Genomic DNA, 663 nt, shown 5'->3' on the forward strand with positions numbered 1-663 from the left:
GTCGGTGCGCCGGGCCCGGCGAGCCGCCGGGTGATCGTCGCCAAGCCGATGTCGTTCATGAACCTCTCCGGCGGCCCCACCACCGCGCTGCGCGACTTCTACAAAGTGCCGGTCGGGCATGTCATCGCGGTCCATGACGAACTGGACATCGACTACGGCGCGCTGCGGCTGAAGCTCGGCGGGGGTGACAATGGCCACAACGGTCTGAAGTCAATCACCAAGTCGCTGAGCCCGGACTATTTCCGCGTCCGTTTCGGGATCGGTCGGCCGCCCGGCCGGATGGATGTCGCGGCCTTCGTGCTCAAGGACTTTTCCGCCGCTGAGCGCAAGGAGTTGGACTATTTCGTGGACCGCGCCGCAGACGCCGTGGAGACGCTGATCGTCGACGGACTGGAGCGCGCGCAGTCCACGTACAACTCCTGATCCCCGCCCGAGTGACCCTCCGCCGACGGTTGACCGGCGGGCTGGGATGTCGGGAGGATCGCGGCCATGTCTTCCTCCGGCACGATCAAACGCAGCCGTTCGCGGCGGGCGGGCGAGAACGCGTACGGGCTGCTGCTGCTCACGAAAATCGTAGTGATGGCGCTCCTCGCGCTGTTCGTCATCGTCGCGGGGGTGTGGTACTCGTGGGCGACCGCCAAGCCGGCGATGTTCAACAAGAGC

General features: G+C 66.4%; 1 protein-coding gene. It reads left to right on the top strand.

Annotated elements, in window-relative coordinates; translation table 11 throughout:
• Positions 1-423 (top strand): aminoacyl-tRNA hydrolase (gene pth, locus CCN51_RS51260; protein ID WP_086861236.1); only part of this gene is annotated, 423 nt, incomplete at its 5' end.
• Positions 424-663 lie beyond the last annotated feature (240 nt).

It is taken from the genome of Streptomyces milbemycinicus (assembly GCF_002154605.1).
GTDB classification, from domain to species: domain Bacteria; phylum Actinomycetota; class Actinomycetes; order Streptomycetales; family Streptomycetaceae; genus Streptomyces; species Streptomyces milbemycinicus.